Raw genomic sequence first — 21,581 nt, 5'->3', positions numbered from 1 at the left:
ATCAAACGTGAAGTTTCTGGCGCTCTCTGAATCAAACCCATCGAGAGCGCCAGCGTCCTCAATCCAGCGTGAAGGCTTGCCGAAAACGCTCAAGTGCCACTTCGCTGTCGCCGCTGGCCCAGCCCTCGAGCCCGACGACCCCGGTGTATCCCATGCCGAACAAGGCCTTGGCAATGGCCGGATAATGGATTTCACCGGTGCCGGGCTCCATGCGGCCGGGGACATCGGCCACCTGGATTTCGCCGATGGCGTTGCCGGCGCGCTGGATCAGTTCGATCAGGTTTCCTTCGCCGATCTGGGCGTGATAAAGGTCCAGGTTCATCTTCAAATGCGGGCTGCCCACGGCCTCGATCAGCGCCAGGGTATCGTCTGCGCGGGCGAAGGGTGTGCCGGGGTGGTCCACTTCGGTATTGAGGTTTTCCAGCAGGAACACTCGGCCCGCGTCTTCGCCCAGGCGAGCGATTTTTTCCAGGGTCTTGCAGGCGCTCAACCACATGCGTCCGGTGGTGTGGGCCACGGGTTTGACCGGCAAGCCTTTATCGTCCAAGCCAGTGCCATGCAGGTTGAGGCTCGGGCAATTCAGTTGTGCGGCGACGGCCAGCGATTCCCGTGCGCTGTCGAGCAGATGCTGGATGCCTTCGGCGTCGGTCAGGTTGCCTGAGATGTAGCCGGTCATGGAGGTGAAGTCAGCACCGGTGGCGACCAGGGACGGAATGTCTTTCTGGGTCCAGTCCCAAATTTCGGCGCTGAAACCCAGCGCGTGAATCCGTTTGACGCGTTCGGTGAACGGCAGGTCGAGGAATACCATCTCGGCGCTGATCGCCAGTTTGAACGGGATAAAACTCATGAACGGGCTCCTTGCACGCGCACTGCTTTGCCCTGTTGGACGGACTCGATACACGCGCGGGCAATGGTCAGTGCCGCTCGGGCATCTTCACCGCTGGCCAGTGGTTTTTCACCGGTGCGCAGGCAGTCGACAAAGTGATTGAGCTCGGCCACATAGGCATCCCGCAACAGGTCGGTGTCCATGCGTTGGGTGTCGGCCTGGATGCCATTGGCCAAGTAGCGCACCAGGTCTGAGTCACTGACGCTGCCCATGGTCAGCATGCCGGCGCTGCCGAACACTTCCCCTCGAACATCGTAGCCATAAACGGCCTGGAAATTGGCCTCGGCCGTGGCGATGGCGCCGTTGTCGAAACGGATCGTGACCACGGCGGTGTCCAGAAACCCTTTGCTCTTGTAGTCCGGTGCAATCAGCGCATCGGCCATGACATAGACTTCGACCGCTTCGGCACCGGGATTGAGGTAGCGCAGGGTATCGAAGTCATGGATCAGGGTTTCGAGAAAAATCACCCACTGCGGCGAAGCGGCCGGATTGTTCAGCGCCGGATCGCGGGTCAGTGAGCGCAGCAGTTGCGGCGTACCAATACGGCCGGCGACCACGTCCAGATGGGCGGCGCGGAAGCTTTTGGCAAAACGACGATTGAAGCCAACCTGCAGCGGCACGCGGGCATCGGCGGCTGCGGCGATCGCGCGGTCGGCCTCGTCGAGGGTAATGGCCATGGGTTTTTCACAAAACACACCTTTGCCGGACCGGGCCGCACTGATCACCAGTTCGGCATGGCTGCGGGCGGGGGCGGCGATCAGGACGCCGTCAATTTCCGGGTCATCGAGCAGTTGCTGTGGATCGGTATAGACCTTCTGCACCCCCAACTCTGCCGCCAACCGAGCGGCCTGGCCGGGGGTAGGGTCGGCGATGGCGGCCAGGCAGGCGCCGGGGATGTGCCGGGCGGCCGTCTGGCCGTGAAAACTGCCCATGCGGCCGGCGCCGATGAGGCCCAGGCGGATGATCTTGGACGTACTCATGAATTGACTCCCTTTTATTGTTGTTCAATGACTTGGCCGCAGGAATGTCCTCGGCTGGCATAACCCTTTGAGCAAGTGCTGTGCCAGTATTTAAGTCGTTGATATTCAAAGGGTTAATCAATATTTTTTGAAAGAAGTGTTCATTCGCAGGACATGTCTACACTGACATGTCTAAAACATGAACATGGAAGCGGATGTCGATGATGGTCAACCCACAGGTAACAGCCTTCAGCGCGCAAGACCTCGATTACATCACCGCTCTCGGCCCCGCGTCGTTGAACGAAGGCTCGATCGCCGCGCTGGAACAGGCCTGGCTGGCGTGTCTGAACGGGCGCACCGATCGACCTGCCGGGGTCAGGCAGGTGATTTGGGATTCCTGGCGGCGCAGCGTCGGCACCGGCCTCGATCCTGAGGATGGCGAATATCGATTTGTTGCTCCTGCCGTTCTGGCCGCGACGCTGGCGGCCAATCGCACGTTGATTGCAGCGGCGGCGCAGGTCATGGGGGGATTGCTGGCCTACAACCCCAGGGGCCATATCAACCTGACCGATGCTCAAGGCACGACCCTGTATTTCTGTGGTCTGGACCTCACACCGGTGGGCAGCCGATTGCTGGAGTCGGTGCAGGGCACCAACTGCACGGGGCTGGCGCTTGCCGAAGATCGCTTGGTGTATGTGCTGGCCGAGGAAAACTTCGCCAGCGGCTTGCGTCGACGGCGCATGCACTGCGCCGCCGCGCCGATCAGGGATGCGCAGGGCAGGACGCTCGCCATGCTGACCCTGACCGCTGAGCCGGGCTGGTTTCATTTTCATACGCTGGGCACCGTCCAGGCCGCGGCCGAAGCGGTCTCGCGGCAGATGGCGCTGCAGAGCCTGCTGGAAGAACAACAAACCGTGCTTGAAGTGCTCAACGAGGGACTGGTGGTGCTGGATGAGCAGGGCTGCATCAAGGCGCTCAACCGTTATGCCCGGCAATTGTTCCGCGTGGGCCAGGATCTGCTCGGCAGCCCGTTCCGTCGTCTGGGGCAAAGCGAACTGACCGATAAGATTCTGCTGCATGGCGGGGAAGGGCTACGAGATCTGGATTGCACGTTTGAACTGCATGATCGCAGCCATTTGGCGTGTCTGGTGTCGGTGTGCCCGCTGGAGCAGGGTGGGCGGATTGTTTCGTTGCGTGAGAACCGGCGCATCCGCGAAATTACGCGCCGGGTCATCGGCACTCAAGCCAGCTACACCTTCGAGACCATTCAAGGTAATTCGCGAGCGATACAAGACGCCTTGCGCCTGGGACGGATCGCCAGTCGCAGTGAATCGACCACGCTGATTCTGGGTGAGAGCGGTACCGGCAAGGAGCTGTTCGCCCAGGCGATCCATAACGCCAGCGAGCGTTGCGACGGTCCTTTCGTGGCGGTCAATTGCGGAGCCATTCCGCGCGATCTGGTGCAAAGCGAACTGTTTGGTCATGTCGAGGGCGCCTTCACCGGATCGGCTCGCGGCGGATCTGCCGGGAAGTTTGAGTTGGCCGATGGCGGCACAATCTTCCTCGACGAAATCGGCGACATGTCTTTCGATGCCCAGGTCAGTCTGCTACGGGTCTTGCAGGAAGGCGAGGTGACGCGCATGGGGGCGAAAAAATCGCAGCAGGTGGATGTGCGCATCATCGCCGCCACCCACCGCAACCTGAGCCAGGCGGTGGCCAATGGCGCTTTCCGTGAGGATCTTTACTACCGGCTCAACGTCCTGAATCTGACGGTTCCGCCGCTGCGGATGCGCCGGGAAGATGTGCCCTTGCTGGCGCGACATTTTCTCGCTCGTTGCGCGCGGTCATTGCGCAAATCGGTGCAGGGCATCTCGCCAGAGGCGCTGGATATTCTTTCGGCCTACAGCTGGCCGGGTAATGTTCGGGAGCTTGAAAATACCATCGAGCGCGCAACCAATCTGGCGATGACCGAGATGATCCAGCCGGGTGACCTGCCACTTGAAATCAAGCAAAGGCTGCGGCCATCGGTGCCGGGAAGTGTGCCCGAACCCCGGGCTGCGCTGGACCTTGGCACCCATGAAATGAACGCGATCATCGCCGCCCTCAGGGATGCCCGAGGCAACATCCGCCTGGCCGCCCGGCAACTGAACGTTTCTCGTGGTGGGCTGTACAACAAGATGAATCGATTCGGGCTGAGTGCCGATGCTTTTCGTGCGAGCACCGACCTCTGATGGGTAATGCTGTTCACTTAAGCCGTAATGCGATCTGTAGCAGCTGTCGAGCTTGCGAGGCTGCGTTCGGCTGCGCAGCAGTCGTAAAACCAGAACTCGCGGTGTGTCAGGCATACCGCGTCAGCTGGATTCACGACTGCTGCGCAGCCGAACGCAGCCTCGCAGGCTCGACAGCTGCTACCAGCGAACGCAGCCTCGAGCGTTCTCTGAGGTAATGATCTGCAACGGAATATGCACCCGATGCCGGAGCGGATCGAAGTCCGGCGTGGTCTGCAACTCGACCAGCAAGTCGACCAGCGCGGCCGCCAGCAATCGCGGCTGGGAGTCGATGACCAGGTCGATCAACCCTTGATCCAGGGCTTGTCGAGACAGCTCGGTCGACTCCTGCAGGATGCAACACAGCGACGGCCGTTTCGGCAGCTGTGACAGGGCCCGGATGATGCCGTCGCCGCCACCGCCGACCACGCACAGCCCCCGCAAATCGGCATGGCGAGCGATGAGTTCCAGCGTCGCCTCTTCGGTGACATCGCAGTTGTCCAGGTTGATCACCGCTTCGAGTAGCCGCAACCCCGGTGCGCGCTCCGCCAGGTAACTGCGCAGCCCCTCGACCCGAGCCTGATGACCAAGAAAACGATGGCCGCCGAGCAATACGCCGACGCTGCCCTTGCGTGCGCCGCAGGTGTGAGCCAGCAGCCAACCCATGGTGCGCCCGACCTCATGATTATCCTGACCGATGTAAGGTTCTTCTGCCGCCTCATGGATGTCCGACAGCAGGGCGATCACCGGCACGCCTGCGGCTCTGATCTGCGCGATGGCGGCATTGATCAGCGGGTGAGCGAAGCTGACCACCGCCAGGCCATCACACTGCACGGCCAGTTGTTCGATCTGGGCAATGATCGCGCTGGGTGTGCGATCGAAGACGTATTCGAACTGGCAGCTCAGGTTGGCGCCGGCCTGACGTTGCGCTGCCTCGGTGATGGCGGTGGCAACGTTGGCATAGAACGCCTGGGCGGTACCGAGCAACAGGATGCCGAAACGATAGCTGGGACGACGTTCGCGAATGCGCTGGCCGATCAGCCGGGCGGCGAAATAACCGACGGCTTCGGCGGCCTGGAACACCTGCTCGGCGGTGGCCGGGTTGACCGGAGCCCGGGCATTGAGCACCCGGTCCACGGTGGCGACACTCAAGCGAGCGTGCTCGGCAACGGTGGCGATGGTGGGGCGTTTTTTGTTGTTCATGGTGGGCCCTTGAGTCGCTTTGATAGAAAACTATCAAGCTGCAATGGGCCTGGATGATAGCTTGATAGGGAATGTATTCAAGGGATTGAGGGTGGTTTGTGCGCTCTCTATATTTTCTCCAGCGATGCCATCCCGCATCGAAAGCAAGTGCTTAAAACCATCAAGCTTGCGGAGAACAATAAAATGCCCGAACACAACGCAGCCTTTGAAAAAACCGATAAACCCGTGCCAAGGGATTATCGATTGACCGGTCCCGAAGCCGCCCGAGCGGCGCAAAAAGGTTTGGTATCGGCAACGTGGTACCAATCGCCCATCTCCCGCAAACGCATGAAAGAATTGATGCAGCGTCGCGATGGCCCGGCCCTGCGTGATACCGCCATTTGGCTGTCGACGATGGCTGTGACCGGCTTCGGTGGTTACTGGTTCTGGGGCTCCTGGGCCTGCGTTCCATTCTTCTTCGTCTATGGGCTGCTCTATGGCACCGCGTCCAATGCCCGTTGGCACGAAACGGGTCACGGTACGGCGTTCAAGACCCGCTGGATGAATGATGCGGTCTACCAGCTGTCGAGCTTCATGTTCATGTTTGAACCCCAGGTCTGGCGCTGGAGCCATGCGCGGCATCACACCGACACCATCATCGTTGGTCGCGATCCGGAAATCGTCGAGCCGCGTCCACCGAGTCTGATCATGATGGTGCTGAGTCTGTTCAGAATGCCTTACGCGTTGAAGACGATGGGGTCAGTTTGCCGGCATGCAGTCGGGCGGATGGGTGAAGAAGAGCAGACCTTCATCCCCGAATCCGAATGGCCCAAAGTGGCGCGAGACGCACGCGTCTGGCTGGTCATCTATGGGCTTACCGCGGGCACGGCGCTTTTTCTGCAGAGCTGGTTGCCGCTGATGTTTATCGGTCTGCCGACCCTCTATGGCGGTTGGTTGTCCTACCTGTTCGGCCTTTCGCAGCACGTCGGCCTGGCGGAAGACGTACTCGATCACCGCAGCAACTGCCGCACGATTTACATGAACCGACTGCTGCGTTTCCTGTACCTCGACATGAACTATCACCTGGAACATCACATGTATCCGATGGTGCCTTTTCATGCGCTGGCGCAGCTTCACGAAGAGATCCGCCGCGACTGCCCGCCGCCTTACGGCAGCCTGTCCGAGGCCTTCAAGGAAATCATCCCGACTATCTGGAGGCAGCGCAAAGACCCGAGCCATTTCGTCTGTCGTCCTTTGCCACAACGCGCAGCATCGGCCGCCACCGTCCAGGCAGAGCCTGAAGTAACGCCGGCCTGACACCTTCCTGTCTGTACCACTACCAGAGAAAACGCCATGACCGATCAATGGATCGATGTATGTGCCGTGGGCGATATCAACGAAGAAGACGTCATTCGTTTCGACCATGGCCCGCACACCTATGCCGTCTACCGCTCTGCCAACAGCGAGTTTTTCGCCACGGCGGGCCTATGCACCCACGAGTCCATTCACCTCGCCGATGGCCTGGTGATGGAGCACGTCATCGAGTGCCCCAAACACAACGGGCGTTTCGACTACCGCTCCGGCAAAGCCCTCGGCGCACCGGTGTGCGTCAACCTCAAGACCTATGAAGTCCGGGTCGAGGCGGGGCGTGTGTTGCTCGCCATCACGGTTTAACTGCACGGAGTCTGTGCCATGAGTCCTGCCAATGCTCCACTGGTCATTGTTGGCGCCGGGCATGCCGGTGGCCGCGCGGCCCTGACCCTGCGCGACGAAGGTTATAGCGGTCGCCTGATCCTGATAGGCGACGAGTTTCACCCGCCTTATGAACGTCCGCCGCTGTCCAAAGGGTTGCTGCAGGGCACGGTCGATCTGGCGGGCTACAGCCTGTGCAATAGCGCTCGGCTCGCTGAACTGGGCATCGAACACCTGGCCGGTAACCCGGTAAAAGGCCTGGACCCGCAACGGCATCGTCTGCAATTGGCCGACGGCAGCTGGCTGCATTACGCCCGGCTGTTGCTGGCGACGGGAGGGTGCTCGCGCAAGCTTGCCTGTGTGCCCGAGCATCTGCGCAATGTGCTTTATCTGCGTAGCCATGACGAGGCACTGGCACTGCGCGCTTCGTTGCGGCCCGACACCCGACTGGTGATCATCGGCGGTGGCTTCATCGGCCTCGAAGTCGCAGCCACCGCCCGAGCCTTGGGTTGCGCGGTGACCTTGCTCGAAGCCGGGCCGCGCCTGGCGGGACGGGTGTTGCCGGGACGGTTGTCCAGCGTTCTGTTGGAATTGCATCGCAGCCAGGGCGTGGATGTCCGACTGAACGTGGCCATTGAAGCAGTGCAGGGCACTACTCATGTTGAATCCGTGCAACTGGTCGACGGCCAACTGCTGCCCTGTGATCTGGTGGTGGTAGGCATCGGCATGCAACCCAACACCGAGTTGGCCATGGCTGCCGGGCTTGAGGTCGGCCAAGGCATTCGCGTCGATGCCCAATTGCGCACCAGCGCGCCGGACATCTTTGCGGCGGGGGATGTCTGTGAATTTCGGCTGCACCCGCAAGGCGGTTTCCAGCGTCAGGAAACCTGGCGCAACGCCGAAACCCAGGGCCGCCATGCCGCCCGGAATCTGTTGGGCGGCGAGTTTCCTTACGAGGTCATTCCCGGTTTCTGGTCCGACCAGTACGACTGGGGATTGCAGACCGTGGGTGTGATCGCAAACACAGAACCCACGGCGAGCCGGACAACCCCGGGCGGCGGTTTCCTGTTGTTCTACCTCGATGACGAACAACGTCTGCAAGGCGCTTGCGGCTGGGGCCGGGGCAATAGCGTCGCCAAGGACATCAAGTTGTGCGAACGACTGATCGCTTCGCATAACCCCCTCTCGGTAGAGGCTCTGGCCGACGCCGAAGTATCGCTCAAACAACTGCTGAGGAACTGACATGCGTGAATTCCTGGTCTTCCAGTCCCTTTGGGCCATGCAAGATCACCATGGCCAATGCGAACTTGCGTTGGAAGCGCAACTGGAGAAAATCGCTGCCGCCGGTTTCGACGGAATCACTGACCATTTCTGGGTGGCGAACCATGCCGCACGCTTGCATGCCGCCGCCAAGGCGCAGGGCCTGCAAATCGAAGGTCAGGTGTTCCCCCGCACCGTGGATGATCTGGCGGCAGCGATCGACGTCGCGTCCCGCTACGGCTGCCACCATCTCACGCTGCAAGCCGACGTCCGGCCACGCACGCTGGCGCAAGCCATCCAGTTGATCGAGGGGTGGCAGCGACTGGCCGAGCAGGTGGACTTTCCGATCCTGCTGGAAACCCACCGTTATCGCCTCACCAGTGACCTGTTGTTCACCCTCGACATTCTCGCGCAAATGCCCGATCTCAAACTGTTGGCCGACTTGTCCCACTATGTCGTGGGCCGCGAACTGCCGGAGCCGGCCGCGGCCGAAGACGACGAACAGATCCAGACCATTCTGCGCAATAGTTGGGGGTTTCACGGCCGTGTCGCCAACAGCGAACAGGTCCAGGTGCCTTTGAGTTTCGCCCAGCATCGACCTTGGCTGGAGCGTTTCTTGGGCTGGTGGCGCTATGGGATCGAGAACTGGCTGGCCCGACCGGACACGCCCAGCAGCCTGTCCTTCACCTGTGAACTCGGCCCGCCACCCTATGCCATCACCGGGGCCGACGGACGCGACATCACCGACCGCTGGGCCGAGGCGTTGATGCTTAAGGAATTGATGCGTGAGGTCTGGGATGAGTGTCGGGAGCGGTCTTGCTGAGCGACGAAAACCCTGTAGGAGGGAGCGGTGCTCGCTCCTACAGCCTTATCCGGCCTCGATCAAAGACAAGCAGGCAGTCTGATTCCGGCCTGAGCGTTTCGCCCGGTACAGTGCCGAGTCCGCCTGTGTCAGCAGCTGCTTATATTCGGCAGTCTCCGGTACGCAGGCATAAACCCCCAAGCTGACGGTCACCCGCCTGGCCAGGTTGCCATCGTGTGCAATAGCAAGGTTCAGCACCGCGAGCCTGATGTCTTCGGCAATGGAGTAGGCACCTTCGGCATCTGTATCGGGTAGTAATACCGCAAACTCTTCGCCACCGTACCGCGCGGCTAAATCCGATGGCCTGTGAATGCATTGTGCGATTGCCTGCGCTACGGAAGCGATGCAATGGTCGCCGGCAATGTGCCCGTATTGATCGTTGAAGCTTTTGAAATAATCAATGTCGAGCATTATCAAACTGATCGGAGAGTGATGTCTTACCGCGCGAAGCCATTCCTGCTGCAAGCTGTTTTCGAGGTGGCGTCGGTTTGCAAGTCCGGTGAGGGCATCTTGCAATACCAGTTTTTCCAGGGCTGCCCGGGTCTGCTTCAAATGATTTTCTACCGAGACGCCGTAACGTATTTTCTTGATGAGCAAGAGGCCGACAAGAAGGTTGACCAGCAGCACTGCGCCAATCATCAATGCCATCTTGATTGTTCCGGTTTTCCACTCGGCAAAAATGGCTTCCCGTGAATTGGCGGCAGCGACGACCAGCGGATATTTTTGAAGCAACCTGTAGCCGAAGAGTCGATCAACGCCGTCGATAATCGATTTGATCATGACGGTATCAGCCGGAGACTTGGGTAAATAGATGGAAAATATTTCCCCTTTGGCTAGCGACGCACCGATGAACTCTTCAGCAAATGGTCGCCTGGCGATTATCGTTCCGTCGGGAAGGGCCAGGAAAATGGCGCCTTTGCGGTCAATGGAGAACGTTGAGAAGAACTTGTCAAAGTAGGCCATTTTGATCGTGGCCAGCACGACACCCTTAAAATGGCCCTCGCTATCGTTGATTCGTCGGGAAAGAGGAATAATCCATTCGCCGGTCGTGCGGCTGCGGATGGCCCGGCCGATGCGAGGCGACAGGGTTACGTTGTTTTTGTGAAAGATGAAGTAATCACGATCGGCATTGTTGGGCGCTTCAGGTTTCGAATCGAACGAAGTCAGGATCCAGTTGCCGTTTTCATCATAGTAAAAAAGGCCGTGCAACTGTTCGGTGGTAAAGACTCTGCGCTTAAGCAGTTTTTGCGTTTTATCGAGCTGTTGGGCACTTGGGTTGTCTTTTATTCTGTCGATCAGTTCATCCAGGATCAGGTTGGCTTCATCAAACGTGTCAGTCGCTTGTTGGGCCATCGACCACGTCAAATTGCCTGATACCAGTTTTGCTTGTGAGAGTTCATAGGCTTTACTTTGGGCGGCTTGAAGCCAGTAAATACTCAGTATCGAGAGGGTGACTAAAGCCATGAACACGACGGAGATCGCTGTTGCCGGCAGTCTTCTCGGCTGCAAAGGGGAGTGGCGGGTATTGTCTTCGGAGCGGTTTTCCACAAAACCCCCTAGGATGAATTTCGACTACATTATCTGCTGATCTCCATCGGTGCCAACAGTTCATGTCATTCTCGAACTTGGGCAATTCAAGATCCATATGGTTTTTCGCGTTTTGTTTCAAACGACTAGATCAGCGTTTTCAGGTCGATATCCTCGGCCATCGCCTTGTTGCCGGTATCGCCGGGATGCAAGTGGTCGCCGGAGTCGATAGTCGGCAGCAAACGACTTGGGTGTTCAGGATCACGGGTCATTAGATCGAAGTCGATCACGGCATCGAATGCGTGACTGGTACGTATCCAGTCATTAATGGCCTGGCGCAGTTGTTCTTTCTCGGCGCTGTGATAGTTCTTCACGCTCGTTCCATCCAGGGCGCCTTCGACCGGCATCAGGGTTGTTCCAATGATGCGAATGTTGTTCAGGCGCGCTTGATCGATCAGTTGCCGATAGCCCGCGATCAACTGTTCCTTGGCTGGCAGGCGTTCGTTCGGAGCGAAGGAGGAGCCCGGCCAACTGATGTCATTGATGCCGAGCATCACAATCACCGTTTTTACTCCGGGCTTGCCCAGCACATCGCGCTTGAAACGCGCCAGTGCACTGACACCCATGCCATCTTCGAGCAGGCGAGCCCCGGATATCCCAGCGTTGAGCACCGCGAGCCTCTGCGCGGCCAAGCGTTGAGCGAGGAAGTCCGGCCAGCGTCGATTGCTGTCCAGGGTCGAGCCATTGCCATCGGTAATCGAGTCGCCGAGCACCACAAGGGCACGGGTGTCGAGCGGTGCATCCACCAGGATGTCGCTGAGAAACAGCCGCGCCTCCACCTGCTCGCTGCCTTCCAGTCGCTGAGCGTCGACATGTTTGCCAGGGGTGATAAATGCGGTTTGTTTGCCATCCCAGTGGAAGGTTGTCAACGGCGTGTGCTGCGGCAGATAAAGAGAGATCGCCAGCTCACTGAGTGCCGGCACTGCCAGATCTATCGGATCACTGATCCGCGTTTCACCCGCAGCGAGGGTGACTTGTTCCTGATCACTGAACTTCAGCGTGTGCCCGGAGCCTGGGCGAATCTGATCGACGCCCTCAGTGAAGGCGATACGCGCGGCACCGATGACCAGCGGTTGCTTGCCATATTCGTTGGAAACCACCACCCGTAACCGGCTTCCGCCGCTGCTGATGCGCACCCTCTGGTGAAGGGTGCTATCGGTCAGCGCTTCCGGAATTCGCGTGGGCAGTGGCAGTTCGTTGCCCCAGGTGGGTTGAGGGCTGGCCATCCAGGTGGTGACCCAGTTTTCCGCCGCCATGACAGGGCTTGCGGCAAGCAGGGCAGTCAAGGCAAGAGGCAACGGTATTCTCGAGTGAAAGGCTTTCATCCAGGTATCTCCTTGGGGGGAAATGGATCAAGAAGGCCAGATTGGTCTATTCAAAATGCGTGTGGTAGAAGGGGAAACTGCATACAGCCCATTCCAGAATCGAATGCCCATGGACAGTCTTAGAGCGATGCATTGTTTTGTCCGCGCCATTGAGCTCGGAAGCCTGTCATCTGCCGCGCGTGAGTTAGGCAGCACTCAGCCCACCGTCAGCAAACTGGTCGCGGCCCTGGAAAAGCAATTGGGAGCCCGTTTGTTGATTCGTGGCACCAGCGGATTGACACCTACCGAACAGGGAAAGCGTTTCTATGAGCGTGCCAAAGGCGTGCTGGAAGAGTACGGCGAGGCCGTTGCGGATGTGCGTGGTCTGACCGAACGCCCCGAAGGTTTTCTGCGCGTCAACGTTCCGGTAAGCCTCGGTGTGTTGCGGTTGAATGCGTTGCTGTTGTCGTTCATGGAGCAGTATCCGGCCATTGAAGTTGAACTGATCCTCAATGATCGTTTCGTCGATCTCACTGAGGAAAACGTCGACCTGGCCCTGCGCCTGGGGGGCAGCCTGCCGCCGAACGCCGTTGCCCGACGCATAGCGACTTCACCGCGCTATCTGGTGGCCGCACCGGAATACCTGCGCAACCATTCCCCATTGAACAGCCCGGCGGACTTGAGCGAGCACAACTTCCTGCGTTTTGCGTGGTTGACCGCGGGCGACCGTCTGGAGCTCAACGGCCCCCATGGTGAGCAAATCAGTGTCACGACTCAGGGGCGCTATCGAACCAACAGCTCATTGGCCATTCGCGACGGTCTTCTGCAGGGCGCGGGGCTGTGTATCACGCCGGCCTGGCTGGTCAGCGACCTGCTTGAAAGCGGGCAGTTGGTCCGGGTGCTGCCCGACTGGAGCGGCCCACCGAACGACGCTTTTCTGATCTATCCCGAACGCCGCTACCGCCCGCTGCGCACGCGTTTATTGATGCAGTATCTGGCCGAACGGGTAGGGCAATTGCCTGGTTTCTTGCCTTGACGTAGCACCCTTGATTTGACGGGTATTTGGTTGTGTTATACAACTAAATGCACATTCTGTTCGAGGTGCTTGCCGTGACCCGTACCCAGTCAGACCTGATCAACCAAGTCCGTTCGGCGTCGCGCCTCATGGTTCGCGAGTTGGGGTTCATGCAAACCACGCTGGCGGCGACGGACTATTCGCCTTCGTTTGTTCACACGATCGTGGAGATTGGGGATCGGGGGGCGCTGACAGCAGGGGAACTTGTGGAGCTGCTCGGCCTGGAAAAATCCACCGTGAGCCGGATGGTGCGCAAGCTCATTGAGGCCGGCGAGATCGAAGAAATTCCACACGAGGAGGATGCGCGCTCCAAGAAACTGCGACTCACGGCACAGGGCAAGAAAACCCTGCGAGCCATTGATTCGTTCGCCAGGCAACAGGTGGACGCTGCCTTGGTTTATCTGACGAATGAGCAACAACAAGCGGTGAGTGAGGGCATCGCCAACTATGCCGGCGCACTGCAAGCTCATCGACTCGGTACAGCGCCGCAGCCACCCGCGCAGCTGGAGATCGCTCGGGGCTACCGGCCCGGAATCATCGGCCGCATGGTGCAAATGCATGCCGACTACTACGCACGGCATTCGAATTTCGGCCAGCCGTTCGAAAGCCTGGTTGCATCGGACATGGCGGAGTTGATGGGGCGTTTGCACAATCCACGCAACGAGGTTTGGGTGGCGTTGGATGGCCAGCGAATTGTCGGTTCCATCGCCATAGACGGTGAAGGCGAGGGCGGCGAAGCGATTCTGCGCTGTTTCATTCTGGATGACTCGGCGCGAGGCAAAGGCGCAGGCAAACGCTTGCTGGCTGAAGCCATGAAATTCTGTGACGAACAGGGCTTTTGCGCGACGCGGTTGTGGACGTTCAAAGGCCTGGATGTGGCTCGTAAACTGTATGAAGACTTTGGCTTCAAGTTGGAACAGGAGCAAGAGGGCCAGCAGTGGGGGGCGACGGTTATCGAACAGTGTTTTGTGCGACCTGGCCCGGTTGCTGGGCCGCTAAATGGAGTTGGTGATACGCATCCACCAATTGATCTTGCGTGAATGCGCGATTTCGCCCGCTGGGATTGGGCAGGACCCAGACCGAGGCATCACCAAAAGTTTTTGACTGAAGCCCCCACGCGATGTCCCGTTGACCGGACAACGCGCTGTACGCAGCTTTGCCGAGAAACGCCACAAAGCGTGGCGCATAGTGTGCGATCTTTTGTTCAAAATCCGCGGCGGCAGCGGTGAACTCACGCACGGACAGCTGATCCGCTCGCGCTGTAGGCCGTTCAACCACTGCGGTTAATCCACATTGATATTGCAAGATCGTCCGGTCGTTTTCCGGGTGCACCTCTGTAGGCGTAAAACCGGCGAGATGGAGTGTGCGCCAGAAGCGATTGCCTCGACCCGCAAAATGATGGCCCAGGGCGGCGGCAGTCACGCCCGGATTAATGCCACAAAAAATCACCGCAAGCCGTTCGGTGAGAATGTCTTCGAGTCCTTCACTCACCCTACACCTCACACACCGCAAATCACGTTGACCGCATTGCGGGCAAGCTCCGTCAATTCCGCGCGGGATTTGCCCGCTCGCGCCCGTATCGAAATGCTATGCAACAGGGATGAGGCGAGTACGGCGAGGGCGGCTGGGTCGACATCGTCTTTCAACTCACCGGCGCTGACTGCCGCGCGCAGACGCGTTTCGAGATCGGCATCGAGCCGGCTGAGCCGGTCCGCAAGAACCTCTCGAATTGCAGAATCCTCGACGGCTTCGGTCGTCGCCGTGCCGATCGCAAAGCAGCCACGCGGTTGCCCCTCGCCCGAGAAGTAGATCGACAACTGTCCCTCATAGAAGCCCATTAGCGCCTGCTCCAAAGTCAGGTCTTTGTCCATAAGCGCCTCCTGCATGGCAGCGGAGGCAGACTCCCAATACTGCTCAAGCGCCTTGATGTAGAGCGCGTGCTTGTCACCGAATGCCGCATAGAGGCTTGGGCGATTCATGCCGGCGGCGGTGGCGATGCTGTCCAGGGAAGCGCCGGAATATCCAGTGCTCCAGAAAACCCCAAGTGCCTGTTGCAGCGCTGTCTGCGGGTCATATGCGCGGGGGCGGCCTCGGCCTTTGCCCTCTGTAATCTTTTTTTGTGCCATGTTGTACAAAATCCTTGTGTGGGGATGGACTGCTCTATATTCTTACACCATCGCACAAAATTAAGGAACCAGAAGTTCCTGAACGTCAGGTTTGTTGTAGCTGAGCTCGAACTGGGTGTTGCGGCGACGAAACCGGTGCGGTGGAGCGATCCTCCCTGACCGTGCACGGGTTTGCTTTCTCACAGCAATTTTTGCCATCAGGGCCGCAGGCGATTCTCGCAGGTGCTGGCCCGATTTCCCGGTTAAAGGTGTATTCGATCATGACTAAACAGTTCGACATCCCGGCTACGCAGACCTTCGAGCACGCAAGGCCTGACGCGCCCATCAAAAAACCGTTCAAGCAGAAATTTCGGCCCTTGTTGATTGTCGGTTTGCCGGTGCTCTTCGCAGCGCTGGGCTATGCCCGCTATCAAGCAGGCGAGGCGTTCATTTCGACCGATAACGCCTACGCTCGAGTGGCGAAGGCGTCGATCAACGCGCGTATTTCCGGACAAGTCGTCGAAATCGCCGTCGAGGACAACCAACCGGTTCACAAAGGCCAGATGCTGTTTCGGATCGACCCGAAACCGTTCCAGATCGCGGTTGACCGTGCGCAAGCACAGCTGAGCGTGGCGCGGCTGCGCATCGATGGGCTCAAGGCCGGTTACCGCCAGCAGCAGGCTGAACTGCAATCGGCCAAAGAGTCGGCCGATTTCGATCAGCGCGAGTTTGCCCGCAAGAAAGCGCTGGTCGCTACCGAGTTCGTCTCGCGGGCGATTTACGAGCGCGCCGACACCGACCTTAAAGTTGCCCGGCAACGCATCGCGTCAATCGAACAACAGATCGCCAGCACGGTTGTCGCGTTGAACGGTAATCCAGACATCGAAGCCGATAACCACCCGACGGTTCGTGAAGCGAGGGCGCAGCTGGACGAGGCGCAACTCTACCTCTCGTACACGACGGTATATGCGCCGGACGATGGCATCGTGGCCAAGGTCGACGATCTGCAGGTTGGCAACTACGTCAGCAACGGTGCGCCGGCCTTTGCGCTGCTGTCCGATCGGCAGATTTGGGTCGAGGCCAACTTCCGCGAGACGCAGGTGACCCACATGCGTCCAGGCCAGGAAGCAACCATCAGCATCGATACCTATCCCGATCACGTTTTCAAAGCCCACGTGACCAGCATGAGCCCCGGTGCCGGATCGGACTTCGCCTTGCTGCCGCCTGAAAATGCCACCGGCAACTGGGTCAAGGTTGTCCAGCGGGTACCGGTGCGCCTTGAACTCGACGAGGCCGACCCTGCGTTTCCGCTTTTTTCGGGCACCAGCGCCACAGTCAAGGTCGATACCGGGTATCACACGCCATGGTGGCATCCGCTCAAGGCGCTGTTAACCGCAGGTAACTTCTGATGAACGCCAATTCTATCGGGCCTCAAGGTGCGGGAACATTGAGGTTCGCCGCGCTGCTCGCGACCTATATGCAGTCGGCGAACCTGCCGTTGCCGAATGCGGTACTCAGGTTTATCCAAGGCAGTCTGTCGATGACTGACGACCAGGCAGGCTGGGTATTCACCTCATACCTCGCGGCGAGCGCCATCACCATGCCGGTTGCGCAGTGGCTGGCCGGGCGTTATGGCCTGAAGCGGGTTTATCAGGCCGCGCTGGCCTTCTTCGTTCTTGGCTTGCTGCTCGCCACGGTTGCGACGACTCCGCTGGAGTTCGTCGGTGCGCGGATTATCCAGGGCCTGGCGAGTGGCGTGCTGGCGCCGCTGTCGATGGCGATTTCAATGGAGACGTTGCCACTGGAGAAGCGTGCGAAATTTGGCGCGACATGGACGGCAATCGTGCTCTTCGGAATCGTCAGCGGCCCGAGCATCGGTGGTTGGGTCAGCGAGCATTTCGGCTGGCGGCCGATCTTCTACATCAGCCTTCCGTTGTCGGCATTCATCTTCCTGGTGATGGCGCTTTTGCTTGCCGAGAAGAAGGCCGAGCAACGTCCGTCGTTCGATTTCTTCGGCTTCGGCAGCTTCACGCTGGCGTTGATCAGCCTGCAAATGTTGCTCGACCGCGGCGAACGCCTGGACTGGTTTGCCTCGACCGAAATCTGGCTGGAAGCGGTGGGCTGCGCGTTGGGGCTGTACCTGTTCGCCGTGCATCTGTTGAGCAAGAAGGTGCATTTCCTCAACAAGCGTCTGTTCAAGGACCGCAACTTCGTACTGTCGACGATTATCTTTTTCGCCGTGGGTTTCGTGCTGTTGTCGACCATGGCACTGACGTCGCCGATGCTGGACGAGATCCTCGGCTATCCGCCTGATACGACAGGTTCGCTGACGATACCGCGCGGTGTGGGGCTGGTAGGGGCGTTCCTGCTGATGGGTCGTGTTCCCGAGCGTTTCGACCGTCGGTGGTTCGTGGCGATTGGCGTGGCCGTGGTGATTTACGCCAACTGGCTGATGCTCGGTTATTCGCCTTTGATGGACTGGTCACCGGTGGCGATCGCCGGGGCAATCCAGGGGATTGGCATCGGCATCTTGATGCCGTCGCTCACCAAGATCGCGTTCAGCACGCTCGATCCCAAGTTACGCCCGGAAGGCACTGGTTTTTTCAATCTGTCGCGTGTTTACGGGAGCACCCTCGGCGTTGCGATCGTGCAGATTTTCTTCTTCAACAATACGCAAGCGATGCACCTGGCACTGGTCAGCCATCTGACGCCTTATCGCACCGCTGCGCATGCCGCGCCGATGTCCCTGCAAGCACTGGCGGGGCTCAATGAAATGATCACCGGCCAGGCGGCTTTTATCGCGGTGGTCGACCAATTCAAGCTGTTGATGGTGGCGATGCTGGTGGTCAGTCCACTGGTTGTCTTTCTTCGCAAGCCCGTTCCGACCAACTAGTTTTCGTGGAGTTTGCCCAATGAAATCCAATGCACGCTTCATCAACAGACAGACGTTAAAAACCACGTTCGGTGCGGTGTCGGTTCTTGCGTTCCTGACGGCCTGCACCGTCGGCCCCGACTATCAAATGCAGCCGCCGAGCCTGTCGCAGCACTACGACCGACAGGCCGAGCAGCGTCTCGGCCAGGGCGGCAACCGGCCTGGCGGGCAACACATCAACCTCGGCCAAAAGGTCAGCGGTGACTGGTGGACGGCCTTCCATTCGCAGAAGCTCGACCAGGTTGTGCGTCGCGCCATCGAGGGCAATCTTGAGCTCGTGGCGGCGGATGCAACGATCCGGCAAGCGGCGTCGTCCGTCGCGGCGGCGGAGGGTGCGCTTTATCCGCAGGTCGACTTTGGCGCCCAGGCGGGTCGTCAGCGGGTACACAACGCGAAAGAGCCTTCGATCTCCAATTTCTACGCGATTGGGCCGCGGGTCGGTTTCGACCTTGATGCGTTCGGCGGTAACAAGCGGCGGGTCGAGCAGCAGCAAGCGTTTGCCGATCTTCAGAAGCATCGATACGAAGCGGCGTACCTGACCCTGACGGGGAATGTCGCCAGCCAGGCATTGTTGGTGGCGTCTGCCAATGCGCAGATGGCAGCCGTCGAAAAGCTGCTTGCCAATGACGCCAAGAACCTCGATCTGGTGCGCAGGGCACATGCCAGCGGCGTCACCACGCAGATCGATGTTTCGCTGGCCGAGACCCGGCTGGCTCAGGACCGCACACTGTTGCCGCCCCTCGCCCAGCAGCGTGATGCCGCGCGCCATGCGCTGTCGATTCTCACCGGCAAAGGCCCTGGCGACTGGATCGCGCCGGACTTCGATTTTGCCGAGTTCGTATTGCCGGCCAACGTGCCGGTGAGTGTGCCTTCGGAAATGGCCCACGGCCGACCGGACGTACTGCAAGCTGAGGCCGAGCTGCACATGGCCAGCGCGGCAGTCGGTGTCGCGACCGCGAACCTCTATCCCCATGTAACGCTGTCCGCCTCGCTGGTACAGGCCGCTTCCGGCAATGGCGGTGCCGCGCTCTGGGGTTTGGCTGCAGGGTTGGCGGGGCCGATCTTTGACGGCGGAACGCTCAAGGCTGAACGTCAGGCTGCCGTCGACGGTTACAAGGCGACGCTCGCCGGTTATCAGCAGACGGTCATTCAGTCGTTCGGTCAGGTCGCGGACTCGTTGCAGGCGATCAACCATGACAGCGAGCAAAACCTGGCGCAGGAAGACGCGTTACGCGCTGCAGAAACCAGTTTTCGGTTGAACCAGCAAGCCTATGCGCAAGGCGAGAACAGCATTCTCCAGGTACTGGAAGCGGAACGTGCCTATGAGCAAGCGTTGCTGGGGCAAATTCGGGTGAAGACCGCGCAGTATCTCGACACGGTGCAACTGTATGTAGCCCTCGGCGGTAATTCCGTCGGCGCGTTTGAGCAACGGATTGCCAGTCGCGAAGCACATAACCCTTCGTATCAATAACGGCTACGGCCCCGAACATTGGAGTCAAGAGATGTCTTACGAAGCTTTTCACGATGCACTTCGCGATACCCGGTTTGCGCTGAACCACGGCTCAGGTGAAATGCCGGCCGTTGGGTTTGGCACGCTGTTCAGTGATCTCAGCGTCACCACACAAGCGGTCAAGGACGCCTTGGAAGCGGGCTTTCGCCATTTCGATTGTGCAGAGCGCTATCGCAATGAGGAGAGTGTCGGCGCTGCGATAAAAGAGATGCTGGAGGCGGGCAAGATCCGCCGGGAGGACGTGTTCATTACCACTAAACTGTGGAACACCAACCATCGTCCCGAACGCGTCAAACCTGCCTTCGAGGCCAGTTGCCGCCGCCTCCAAGTGGACTCTATCGACTGCTACCTGATCCATACGCCGTTTGCCTTTCAACCCGGTGAGAATCAGGACCCGAGAGACGAACAGGGTCGCGTCATCTACGACTCCGGCGTGACACTGATCGAGACCTGGAGAGCACTCGAACGCCTGGTGGATGAAGGCCGCTGCAAGTCCATCGGCTTGTCTGATATCACGTTGGAAGCGTTAAAAGAGATTGTGGCAGTGGCCCGGATCAAACCTGCCGTGGTGCAGGTCGAGTCCCACCCTTATCTGCCGGAATGGGAACTTCTTGAGTTCTGCAAACAGCATGGAATCGTCCTCCTGGCGTTCGCGCCACTGGGCCATGGCATGGAGCCGAAAGTGTTGGAAGATTCGGTGATTACAGGGATCGCCAAGCGCTTGCAGAAGACTCCGGCTCAAGTGGCATTGGCCTGGTCTGTACAACGGGGCGTTGCTTTTTTGACCACGTCCGCTACACCAAGTCATATCAAGGAAAACCTGGATATTTCCACCCTGCCGCATAGGGCGATGCTTGAGATCAAGGAAGATATTACGACCAGGGTACGATTCAACTCGGTCGTGGAAACCGGTGTGCCTGGATTTATTCCACGGAAAAAGTGACACGTGACGAGGAGGGCGGCCTGCTGTAAGGCCGCTCCTGTTATCCACGGCCTTGAGGTGAAAACGATGGACGTTTTCCAAACCATGCGGTTTTTCATGGCTGTTGCCCAGAGCGGCAGTTTTACCGCGGCAGCCGAGCTATTGGACACCACGACAACCAACGTCTCCAAAGCCGTTTCCAGCCTCGAGACCAGGCTTCAAACCCGTCTGATTAACCGCACCACCCGACGCCTGGCGCTGACCGAAGCCGGTGCGCGCTATTTGCAACGATGCGAGAGGATTCTTGACGAGGTACGTGAAGCCGATGAGGAAGCCGGGAGCGCTCACACCCGGCCCGTGGGCAGGCTGAAAATTCACGCCATGTCAGCCATCGGTAATCATTACGTGATCGATGCCATTGCCAAATACAGAGAGACTCATCCCTCGGTCATGTTTGATTTGACGCTGACCAATCGGCTACCTGACTTGCTCGAGGAAGGGTATGACATGTCGATTGTTTTAGCGCGGGATCTGCCCGATTCGGGGTTTGTCGCTCAGCGGCTTGGCATCACTTACAGCATCCTCTGCGCTTCGCCTGCTTATCTGAAGAAACGCGGAATCCCGGACTCTCCGGGTTCTCTTGGTGCACATGATTGCTTGAGGATTGTTAATACGGTAATGCCGGTTGAACACTGGGCATTTGAGGGGCCTGAAGGTGCGGAGTCAATCAACGTCCCATTGTCTCCCTTTCACATCAATACGGCTGATGGAATGACCGTTGCGATAACAAACGGGATGGGCATCGGTATTCAGCCGATTGCTTCTGCGGTCAATGGCCTCAGGGCCGGCACGTTAGTGCGCGTGTTGCCGGAGTATCGGCTTGAAGAGTTGAATCTATTTGCAATATACCCATCACGAAAATTCGTGGATGCGAAGACAAAGACTTGGGTGGAGTTTCTTAAACATCACATCCCGGGCATGTTGGCATCCGATGAAAAAATCGTAGGCTCAGGCAAAACATCAGTTTTTGAGTGAGTT

Annotated in this window: 19 protein-coding genes; 12 read left to right on the top strand and 7 right to left on the bottom strand. The window is 59.0% G+C overall.

Annotated features, from left to right (window positions below):
- Window positions 1-58: 58 nt before the first annotated feature.
- Together LOY28_RS18145 and LOY28_RS18140 are read right to left on the bottom strand one after the other, a co-directional pair.
- Window positions 59-847 (bottom strand): TIM barrel protein, encoded by a 789-nt coding sequence (locus LOY28_RS18145; RefSeq protein ID WP_258612306.1) that lies wholly within the window; start codon window positions 845-847, stop codon window positions 59-61.
- A complete protein-coding gene (locus LOY28_RS18140; protein WP_258612305.1) occupies window positions 844-1,866 on the bottom strand; it encodes a Gfo/Idh/MocA family oxidoreductase in 1,023 nt (340 codons plus the stop codon). Before LOY28_RS18140 ends, LOY28_RS18145 begins: the two co-directional genes overlap by 4 nt.
- A gap of 194 nt (window positions 1,867-2,060) precedes the next feature.
- Between LOY28_RS18140 and LOY28_RS18135 the strand changes: the two genes are divergently transcribed.
- Window positions 2,061-4,076 carry a sigma-54-dependent Fis family transcriptional regulator gene (locus LOY28_RS18135; protein ID WP_258612304.1) on the top strand — a complete coding sequence of 672 codons (2,016 nt, stop codon included), beginning with the start codon at window positions 2,061-2,063 and terminating at the stop codon, window positions 4,074-4,076.
- A 177-nt stretch (window positions 4,077-4,253) separates the two neighbouring features.
- Here LOY28_RS18135 and LOY28_RS18130 read toward each other — a convergent pair whose 3' ends face one another.
- Window positions 4,254-5,315, bottom strand: coding sequence for a LacI family DNA-binding transcriptional regulator (locus tag LOY28_RS18130; protein WP_258612303.1), 1,062 nt, complete (start codon window positions 5,313-5,315; stop codon window positions 4,254-4,256).
- A 183-nt stretch (window positions 5,316-5,498) separates the two neighbouring features.
- On the opposite strand from LOY28_RS18130, the gene LOY28_RS18125 reads away from it, so the two are divergent.
- From LOY28_RS18125 to LOY28_RS18110, 4 genes are read left to right on the top strand one after another with little or no spacing between them, the layout of a single operon-like run.
- A complete protein-coding gene (locus LOY28_RS18125; RefSeq protein ID WP_258612302.1) occupies window positions 5,499-6,611 on the top strand; it encodes a fatty acid desaturase family protein in 1,113 nt (370 codons plus the stop codon).
- Between the two features lie 36 nt (window positions 6,612-6,647).
- A complete protein-coding gene (locus LOY28_RS18120; protein ID WP_018930065.1) occupies window positions 6,648-6,968 on the top strand; it encodes a MocE family 2Fe-2S type ferredoxin in 321 nt (106 codons plus the stop codon).
- An 18-nt stretch (window positions 6,969-6,986) separates the two neighbouring features.
- Entirely contained in the window at window positions 6,987-8,228 is a 1,242-nt protein-coding gene (locus LOY28_RS18115; RefSeq protein ID WP_258612301.1) for an NAD(P)/FAD-dependent oxidoreductase, read from the top strand.
- A 1-nt stretch (window position 8,229) separates the two neighbouring features.
- The gene (locus tag LOY28_RS18110; protein WP_018930067.1) at window positions 8,230-9,069 is read left to right on the top strand and encodes a sugar phosphate isomerase/epimerase; all 840 of its coding nucleotides are present in this window, start codon (window positions 8,230-8,232) and stop codon (window positions 9,067-9,069) included.
- Window positions 9,070-9,114: 45 nt separating this feature from the next.
- Here the strand turns inward: LOY28_RS18110 and LOY28_RS18105 are convergent, their stop codons facing one another.
- Together LOY28_RS18105 and LOY28_RS18100 are read right to left on the bottom strand one after the other, a co-directional pair.
- Window positions 9,115-10,656, bottom strand: a complete 1,542-nt coding sequence (locus LOY28_RS18105) for a sensor domain-containing diguanylate cyclase (RefSeq protein ID WP_168206173.1) — start codon at window positions 10,654-10,656, stop codon at window positions 9,115-9,117.
- Between the two features lie 125 nt (window positions 10,657-10,781).
- Window positions 10,782-12,020 (bottom strand): SGNH/GDSL hydrolase family protein, encoded by a 1,239-nt coding sequence (locus LOY28_RS18100; RefSeq protein WP_258612300.1) that lies wholly within the window; start codon window positions 12,018-12,020, stop codon window positions 10,782-10,784.
- Between the two features lie 109 nt (window positions 12,021-12,129).
- Between LOY28_RS18100 and LOY28_RS18095 the strand changes: the two genes are divergently transcribed.
- Window positions 12,130-13,035 (top strand): LysR family transcriptional regulator, encoded by a 906-nt coding sequence (locus LOY28_RS18095; protein WP_258612299.1) that lies wholly within the window; start codon window positions 12,130-12,132, stop codon window positions 13,033-13,035.
- A 47-nt stretch (window positions 13,036-13,082) separates the two neighbouring features.
- On the top strand, window positions 13,083-14,114 hold the full coding sequence (locus LOY28_RS18090) for a helix-turn-helix domain-containing GNAT family N-acetyltransferase (protein WP_086944893.1): 1,032 nt from the start codon (window positions 13,083-13,085) through the stop codon (window positions 14,112-14,114).
- Here LOY28_RS18090 and mug read toward each other — a convergent pair.
- Both mug and LOY28_RS18080 read right to left on the bottom strand, forming a co-directional pair.
- The gene (gene mug, locus LOY28_RS18085; protein ID WP_258612298.1) at window positions 14,026-14,565 is read right to left on the bottom strand and encodes a G/U mismatch-specific DNA glycosylase; all 540 of its coding nucleotides are present in this window, start codon (window positions 14,563-14,565) and stop codon (window positions 14,026-14,028) included. The two genes, LOY28_RS18090 and mug, sit on opposite strands and share 89 nt — an antisense overlap.
- An 8-nt stretch (window positions 14,566-14,573) precedes the next feature.
- Window positions 14,574-15,200, bottom strand: coding sequence for a TetR/AcrR family transcriptional regulator (locus tag LOY28_RS18080; protein WP_018930072.1), 627 nt, complete (start codon window positions 15,198-15,200; stop codon window positions 14,574-14,576).
- A gap of 260 nt (window positions 15,201-15,460) precedes the next feature.
- On the opposite strand from LOY28_RS18080, the gene LOY28_RS18075 reads away from it, so the two are divergent.
- The 5 genes from LOY28_RS18075 (at window position 15,461) to LOY28_RS18055 (ending at window position 21,578) form a co-directional block, all read left to right on the top strand.
- Complete coding sequence (locus LOY28_RS18075) at window positions 15,461-16,588, top strand: HlyD family secretion protein (protein ID WP_018930073.1); 1,128 nt, start codon at window positions 15,461-15,463, stop codon at window positions 16,586-16,588.
- Window positions 16,588-18,072 (top strand): DHA2 family efflux MFS transporter permease subunit, encoded by a 1,485-nt coding sequence (locus LOY28_RS18070; protein WP_258612297.1) that lies wholly within the window; start codon window positions 16,588-16,590, stop codon window positions 18,070-18,072. Before LOY28_RS18075 ends, LOY28_RS18070 begins: the two co-directional genes overlap by 1 nt.
- A 19-nt stretch (window positions 18,073-18,091) precedes the next feature.
- Window positions 18,092-19,582 (top strand): efflux transporter outer membrane subunit, encoded by a 1,491-nt coding sequence (locus LOY28_RS18065; RefSeq protein WP_258612296.1) that lies wholly within the window; start codon window positions 18,092-18,094, stop codon window positions 19,580-19,582.
- A 31-nt stretch (window positions 19,583-19,613) separates the two neighbouring features.
- A complete protein-coding gene (locus tag LOY28_RS18060; protein ID WP_138867833.1) occupies window positions 19,614-20,564 on the top strand; it encodes an aldo/keto reductase in 951 nt (316 codons plus the stop codon).
- A 66-nt stretch (window positions 20,565-20,630) separates the two neighbouring features.
- Window positions 20,631-21,578: a LysR family transcriptional regulator gene (locus tag LOY28_RS18055; RefSeq protein WP_258612295.1), complete on the top strand. Its 948-nt coding sequence runs from the start codon at window positions 20,631-20,633 to the stop codon at window positions 21,576-21,578.
- Window positions 21,579-21,581 lie beyond the last annotated feature (3 nt).

The organism is Pseudomonas sp. B21-017 (assembly GCF_024749245.1).
Lineage (GTDB): Bacteria > Pseudomonadota > Gammaproteobacteria > Pseudomonadales > Pseudomonadaceae > Aquipseudomonas.
This window is presented reverse-complemented; position numbering and strand designations above follow the sequence as displayed.